A 6,784-nucleotide genomic window follows, 5' to 3' on the forward strand; every position below is an offset into this window, starting at 1 on the left:
CACATGCTCACCGCTTTAAATAATGGACATCAAGATCACGTGCGTTGCGAAAACGTGGAACAACGGCAGCGGACACATCACGTTGTCTTCTTCGGTATATAGCAGCTCGTTCCCGAGCCAGCCGTTATAGATCATGCCGTTGTAGGTATGCTGCGCAACCTTTGGCATGCCCGTTGTCCCACCTGTGTGGAAGTAGGCCGCGACGCGATCACCCTTGCTATCGGCAAAATCCAGCGTCGTATTCTGCTTAGCCATTTCGGCATTGAAATTCATCACTTTGGCATGATGGCTAACCGGGTTTTTCGGGCGCACCAACGGCACGATCCAGCTTTTGGGCGGTGTGAGATAACGATTGAGATCAACTTCCAGAACGGTTTTCACGCCCGGTGCATGGCGCACAGCCTCTGCGGTTTTCTGGGCGACATCGGTCTTTGGGAACGCCTTGAGCGTGACAACAACCTTAGCCTTGGTTTCGCGCAGGATTGATGCGATTTGATCGGCTTCCAAAAGCGGGTTGATCGGGTTCACGATGCCCGCGATCATGCCACCCAGCAGCGCAAGGATCGTCTCGTTCGCATTGGGCAAGATATAGGCAACAACGTCCTTTTCACCCACGCCCAGCTTGCGAAACAGATTTGCGGTTTGAACCGTCTTATCAAGCAACTCGGACCAGCGAAGTGTTTCGGCCTTATCGTTCGGACCTGACAAGAGCTGGTAGCTAACTGCGTTGCGATCAGGAAACTTCGCAACGGTTCCGCTAAGCAGTTGGAAAATCGTCGTTGGCACGTCGCGCTTTTCCCACGGCATCTGTGCCTCAATCGCCTTCTTGTCGGCAATACCACCAAACTTCATGACTACTCCTCCCCTGAGCCAATCGCGCACTCGGATGCGCATTTGTCACAAGATGGGCGCTTGCGGGCGCAAACACAAGCATTCCCAAACGTAGTTTGGCGAATGCCCCTTAAAAAGATGAACCCAGCGATGGTTCGACCCGTGAAAACGAAAAAGGGGGCAGACAAGCTACCCCCTTTCAATAACGTGCATGATGCGTATGGCTTACGCTTCAACGCCTTCCTGCGGGATGCGCAGAACCTGACCCGGATAGATCTTGTCAGGGTGGCTCAGCATTGGCTTGTTCGCTTCAAAAATTGCGGTGTATTTCGCACCGTTGCCCATTGCTTTTTCGGCTACGGCCCAAAGCGTGTCGCCCTTTTCGACCGTGTGGAACACAGGTGCAGGACCTTCGTCCTCATCTGTTTCAACCGCGCCGATGCCGGTGACATTGCCAACAGCCAGAATGATCTTTTCACGGATCGACGGGCTGACCGCGCCAACACCTGCGACGCGCACTTTGTCGCCTTCGATCTTTAGGTCGAGACCTTCGGCTTCGAGGCCAAGATCCGCAACTTCTTTCTTCAGATCATCGACAGACGGTTCGGCATCGTCGCCGCCAAACAGCTTCTTGCCTGCGTCTTTCGCAAAACTCCACAAACCCATCGTAAGTTCCTCCTTGATAAGTTGGCGCGACTGTCGCGCGCTACCAAGTCAGGTGCAAGTGATAAATAAGGGGAATTTAGAGGTCATCAAAGCCTGCGGTGAATTGCAAACGTGCAAGGCGTGCATAGAGGCCATCTTCGGCCACCAGAGCATCATGGGTGCCCTGCGCAACGATGCGGCCCTCTTCCATTACGATGATACGGTCCGCTTTTTTAACTGTCGCAAGGCGGTGCGCGACGATAAGTGTTGTGCGGCCCTGCGCCAGTTCGTCGACGGCCAATTGCACTGCGCGCTCGCTTTCGGCGTCCAGTGCGCTGGTTGCCTCGTCGAGCAGCAAAACAGGAGCATCGCGCAGGATTGCGCGGGCAATGGCGATACGTTGCTTTTGACCACCCGAAAGCATCACGCCGCGTTCACCCACATAGCTGTCATAGCCATCTGGCAATGCTGCGATGAACTCATGCGCGGCAGCGGCTTTGGCAGCGGCTTCGACATCGGCATCACTGGCGTCGGGGCGACCGAAACGGATGTTCTCACGCGCGGAGGCTGCGAAGATGACAGGGTCCTGCGGCACAAGCGAGATATGATGGCGGAAGGCATCACGGTTCATGTCGGGCAGCGCGACGCCATCAAGGCGGATTTCGCCAGAGAGCGGATCATAAAAGCGCTGGATCATCTGGATGATCGTCGTCTTCCCTGCACCGGAGGGGCCAACAAAGGCGACCGTTTCACCAGAGGCGATTTTCAGCGAGACATTATCAAGCGCCGGCGTGTCCGGGCGCGTTGGATAGCGGAAGGACACGTTTTCAAAGGTGATCTCGCCGCGCACAGGTGCCGCGAGAACGACAGGTGTTTCGGGATCATTCACGCTGTCTTCAGCATCCAGCAATTCGACCAGGCGTTCTGTTGCCCCTGCGGCGCGCTGCAATTCGCTCCAGATTTCTGAAAGGGCAGCAACTGCGCCCGCGACCATGACTGCGTAAATGACGAATTGAACCAATGCGCCTGTGCTCATCAAATCAGAGCGCACATCATGCGCCCCGACCCAGAGCACCCCGACCACACCAGAGAAAACGAGAAAGATAACAATCATCGTCAGGAACGCGCGCACGGTGATGCGGCGACGTGCGGAATCGTAGCTTTTTTCCGTAAAGTCCGCAAAGGCGAGCTGGCTTTGCGCCTCGTGGGTGAAGGCCTGAACTGTTTGCACAGCGCCAAGCGTTTCAGAGGCATTGCCAGAGGAGGCTGCAATCCAGTCCTGATTTTCACGGCTCAGTACCCGCAGGCGACGCCCCAAAAACAGGATCGGAATAATGACCGCAGGCACCAACAACAAAACAAGGCCTGTTAGTTTGGCAGAGGTAAACAGCATCAATGTGAGGCCACCAAGAAAGATCAGCACATTGCGCAGCGCGATGGAAATGGACGAGCCGATTACGGAAAGGATAAGCGTCGTGTCTGTCGTGATCCGGCTTAGGACTTCACCCGTCATCACGTTTTCATAAAACGACGGGCTAAGCGATATCACCCGATCAAAGACGGCTTTGCGAATATCGGCGACGACGCGTTCGCCAAGGCGTGTAACCAAGGCATAGCGCAGCGCAGTCCCGACCGCGAGCAAGGCAGCAATGGCAAGGGCGGCACCAAAATACTGATCCAGCAAACCACCGTCCGCAATTTCGAAATTATCCACGACGCGGCGCACAGCCAAAGGCAGGATAAGCGAAACGCAAGCCGTGAGCGTTAGCGCAAAGCCTGCAAAAAGTGCCAGCAATTTATAGGGTGCAAGAAAAGGCCACAACCGGCGCAAAGTGCCGATCTCTTTAGACTTCGCGCGCTCTGCTTCGCCAACATTTGGGGCCGTTTGGGTCGGCTGTGAAGTAGTGTCAGAGGCCATGAGAAATCCTAGATCAATGAATTGCGCGCATTAAATGGACCGCGCAGGCAGGGTCAAGAGCGGCACAAGCGCGCGCTACACTTAATTTCTAAATCGCAGAAAAAGATTTTGGAGCGGGCGACGGGAATCGAACCCGTGTCTCTTGCTTGGAAGGCAAGGGTCTTACCATTACACAACGCCCGCACTCTGACGCTCGACATAATTCAGGGTCTGAGAAGCGTCAAGTCGCACTTGGTTAAACTTCTGGCTGATTGGCCTTAATCGACAGTCGATAATGTCGCGATGTGCCGCCTCAGGTCGTCAGCTTTACGCATTTTCGCCACATTTTTGCCCTTTCGCCCAAGTAGTAACGGATTTGAGCGCGCGTACTATTTATGCGCAAAGGAGTAAAAAATGTTCAAACCTGTATTGTTTTCCCTTGCCGTTGCGGCAACGAGCTTTGCCTCAACAGCGAGCGCAGATAACCTCAATATCCTTTTTGTGGATGGCGGTTTCTTTCCCGAGATCACCTATTTGCAGCCAGGCGATACAGCGACTTTCATCAACGAAACCGAAACGTCAATCACCGCTGAGGCGAGCGATCAAAGCTGGACAACGGGCCTTTTGGCACAAAACGCGAGCTATATTTTGTCCGTCACAAGCACCAGCGTTCTGACATTCAATGTGGCAGGTGATCCAACAAAAGCGGGTTCGCTTTCCTTTGACCTTGCACCACTTGTCGATAACGATGAAAGCGACGATGCTGGCATTGAAGAAGTTGACGTTTCTTCCGACTAAAGCACGTCTCGTTCGATCAACGCAGCGCCACTGGCGCGATTCGAATTGACCGCGCGCGAGACGCGATAGAAATCCAACGTATTTTCGGGCGCGGCAGTCATCAAGGCAGCCGCGCCTTTGCCTTTCTCCCCCAGCCAGAGCGCCCAGTCGAGCGGATCAAGGATGACGGGCATGCGGTGGTGAATTTTTGATATGCTTTCGTTGGCCCCTGTCGTGACAATCGCGCAGGTCCGAAGGGTTTCGCCCTCATATGTCCAATCTTGCCAGATGCCCGCGAATGCCAGCGTGCCCTTGTCCTTGCGGTAAATATACCAGGGATCGCGCCCGCCATCGGCATCTTTGGTCCACTCATAAAACCCGCTTGCCGGGATCAAACAACGCTGCGTGCGGCAGGCCGCTTTGAACGCAGGCTTCTCCGCGATGGTTTCCGCGCGGGCATTAATCAGCAACGGTCCATCGTTCGGCTTTTTGTACCAATGCGGAATGAAGCCCCAGCGCATCGCACTCAGGCGGCGCGCGTTACCATCGCTCCAGACCGAGTGGACCTCGTTTGTCGGGCAAACATTATAGTTCGCAACAGCCGGCAAATTGTTCGCAGGTTGCGCTGCGAAAAGCTGCGACATGGCATCATTGGGAAGGGTAACTGCAAGGCGTCCACACATGCGGGCAAGTTTGACGTAGAGCGCCGGTTTTTTCTAGGGAAAACGTTGGGGGCGCTGCCCCCGTCTTGGCGCGGCCAAGACTCCCCCGGGATATTTAGAAGAGAGAGGAAGGGCGCACCGAAGTAGCAATGCGCCCTGCCCGATTTATTTCACCGTGATACGGCCGTCAGTATAGGGCGCGTAGGGTGCATTTTCCGCGAGGTATTCCGCCGTGACATCCGCCAGATCGGGGCCGAAATCATAGGCGTCCTGCGCATCGCGGAACATTTTGTAGCCATCACCGCCGCCGCGCACATAGTTGTTGGAGACAACGCCATAGACTTTGGCCATGTCCAGCGGCGCGCCGCCAACCATCACGTCGGAGATACGCGAACCAACTTCGGCAGCTGGATCAACCGCGAAGGTCATGCCTGCCACTTGGGGGAAGCGACCTGCGACTTCTTCAATCTGGCTTGCGCCATTTTCAAGCGCCGCAAGAAGCGTTTCGCCAGATACGCGGAAGGTGGAAAGCGTGTTCTGGAACGGCAGCACTGTCAGCACCTCGCCCATCGTCACTTCGCCCGCATCAATGGACGCGCGCAAGCCGCCAGAGTTGGCAATAGCCACCTCGATACCCTGATCCGCGACACGTGCAAGCATGGCGTCGGCCACAAGGTTGCCCATTGCACATTCCTGAACACGGCAAACTGTACGATCACCTTCGATCGCCGCACCTGCCTGGGCGACGACCTTGTTGCGGATCTCCTCCAATGGGGCCGCCGCTTCGGTGATGCGCGCTTTGGTGGCACCGTCTTCTGCAACTGCACCGTCCATGATGATCGGCTCGCCCACGGCTTCGGTGATTTCGCCTGCGTCGTTGAACGTGACATTCAACTCACCAAGGAATTTACCGTAGGCATAGGCCTGCACGATAGCGGTAGAGCCAACCATTGTCGGGTATGGACCAACCGCGCGTTCCTGTGTGTTGGACAGCAAGGTATTGGAGTGACCACCGACGATCACGTCAACGCCAGTTGTGCCTGCTGCAACCTCTTGGTCAACGACAAAGCCGGAGTGGGACAGAACGATGATCTTGTTCACGCCCATTTCTGTCAGCTTGTCGACCTCGCCCTGAACTGCGTCTACCGGGTCCGTGAAGATGACATTCGGGCCCGGGCTGGCGAGTTCATCAGTGTCCTGCGGTGTCAGGCCGATGAGGCCCAGCTTTTCGCCGCCGCGCTCGATTACCGTGGATTTGGCGAGCTTACCCGCGAGCAGCTCTTCACCGCTTACATCCGCGTTGGACATAAGGACCGGGAAATTGACCGCATCCATGAAGCCGCGCAGTACTTCGGGGCCATCATCGAATTCGTGGTTGCCCACGGTCATCGCGTCATAACCCATTTTGTTCATCATTTCCGCTGCGAGCTTACCTTTGTAGTAGGTATAAAACAGCGTGCCCTGGAACTGATCGCCGCCATCCACGAGAATGGAATTATTGGTGCGCTTGCGCGCCGCTTCCAGTGCCGTGACAAGGCGCGCAGAGCCACCAAAGCACTTGCCTTCGGTATTGTCCTCGGCAGAGCAACCGCTGTCGTATTTGCTGATCGGCTCAAAACGGGCGTGAAAATCGTTGGTGTGCAGAATCGTCAGCGAATAATCCGCTGATGCGATGCCTGCCGTCAAAGCGAGGCTGGCAGCCCCAGTCAAAAGACGCGTTAACATGGTTAATCCCCTATTGGTGTTGTCTTTGTGAGTCGGATGGTGGCCCTTTGCTGGTCTTGAGTCAAAGGCCCCGTTACGGAAAGCGCATTAGCCCATGCAGATGACAGTGATATGACGTGTATCGGCGGCGCAAAGCCTTGGGGTTTCGCCTCAAGTTTGAGCAGCGCAACACCGATACGCTGCGGAGTCGACTTGACCCGCTTCCCCACCCGTCGCATCAAAGCCCGATGAACATATACAAAATCTT

Annotated in this window: 6 protein-coding genes, 1 tRNA gene and 1 pseudogene; 1 reads left to right on the plus strand and 7 read right to left on the minus strand. The window is 55.6% G+C overall.

Going from position 1 to position 6,784, the window contains the following annotated elements; genetic code table 11:
* Positions 1-18: 18 nt before the first annotated feature.
* The 4 genes and pseudogenes from WBC85_RS07980 to WBC85_RS07995 form a co-directional block, all read right to left on the minus strand.
* A pseudogene (locus tag WBC85_RS07980) lies at positions 19-852 on the minus strand (AMP-binding protein); the annotation flags it as partial.
* 204 nt (positions 853-1,056) lie between these two features.
* Positions 1,057-1,497: a peptidoglycan-binding protein LysM gene (lysM, locus tag WBC85_RS07985; protein WP_424434985.1), complete on the minus strand. Its 441-nt coding sequence runs from the start codon at positions 1,495-1,497 to the stop codon at positions 1,057-1,059.
* A gap of 76 nt (positions 1,498-1,573) precedes the next feature.
* On the minus strand, positions 1,574-3,394 hold the full coding sequence (locus WBC85_RS07990; protein WP_424434988.1) for an ABC transporter transmembrane domain-containing protein: 1,821 nt from the start codon (positions 3,392-3,394) through the stop codon (positions 1,574-1,576).
* Positions 3,395-3,503: 109 nt separating this feature from the next.
* A tRNA-Gly gene (locus WBC85_RS07995) sits at positions 3,504-3,577 on the minus strand.
* Positions 3,578-3,787: 210 nt separating this feature from the next.
* Between WBC85_RS07995 and WBC85_RS08000 the strand changes: the two genes are divergently transcribed.
* A complete protein-coding gene (locus WBC85_RS08000) occupies positions 3,788-4,171 on the plus strand; it encodes a hypothetical protein (RefSeq protein WP_424434991.1) in 384 nt (127 codons plus the stop codon).
* Here WBC85_RS08000 and WBC85_RS08005 read toward each other — a convergent pair.
* The 3 genes from WBC85_RS08005 to WBC85_RS08015 form a co-directional block, all read right to left on the minus strand.
* Positions 4,168-4,833, minus strand: coding sequence for an SOS response-associated peptidase (locus tag WBC85_RS08005; protein WP_424434994.1), 666 nt, complete (start codon positions 4,831-4,833; stop codon positions 4,168-4,170). The genes WBC85_RS08000 and WBC85_RS08005 overlap by 4 nt on opposite strands.
* A 144-nt stretch (positions 4,834-4,977) precedes the next feature.
* Positions 4,978-6,537: a bifunctional metallophosphatase/5'-nucleotidase gene (locus WBC85_RS08010; protein ID WP_424434997.1), complete on the minus strand. Its 1,560-nt coding sequence runs from the start codon at positions 6,535-6,537 to the stop codon at positions 4,978-4,980.
* 2 nt (positions 6,538-6,539) lie between these two features.
* Positions 6,540-6,784 (minus strand): hypothetical protein (locus WBC85_RS08015; RefSeq protein ID WP_424435000.1); only part of this gene is annotated, 245 nt, incomplete at its 5' end.

Origin of the sequence: Planktotalea sp. (genome assembly GCF_049680325.1) — a bacterium.
In the GTDB taxonomy this organism is placed as follows: Bacteria; Pseudomonadota; Alphaproteobacteria; order Rhodobacterales; family Rhodobacteraceae; genus Planktotalea.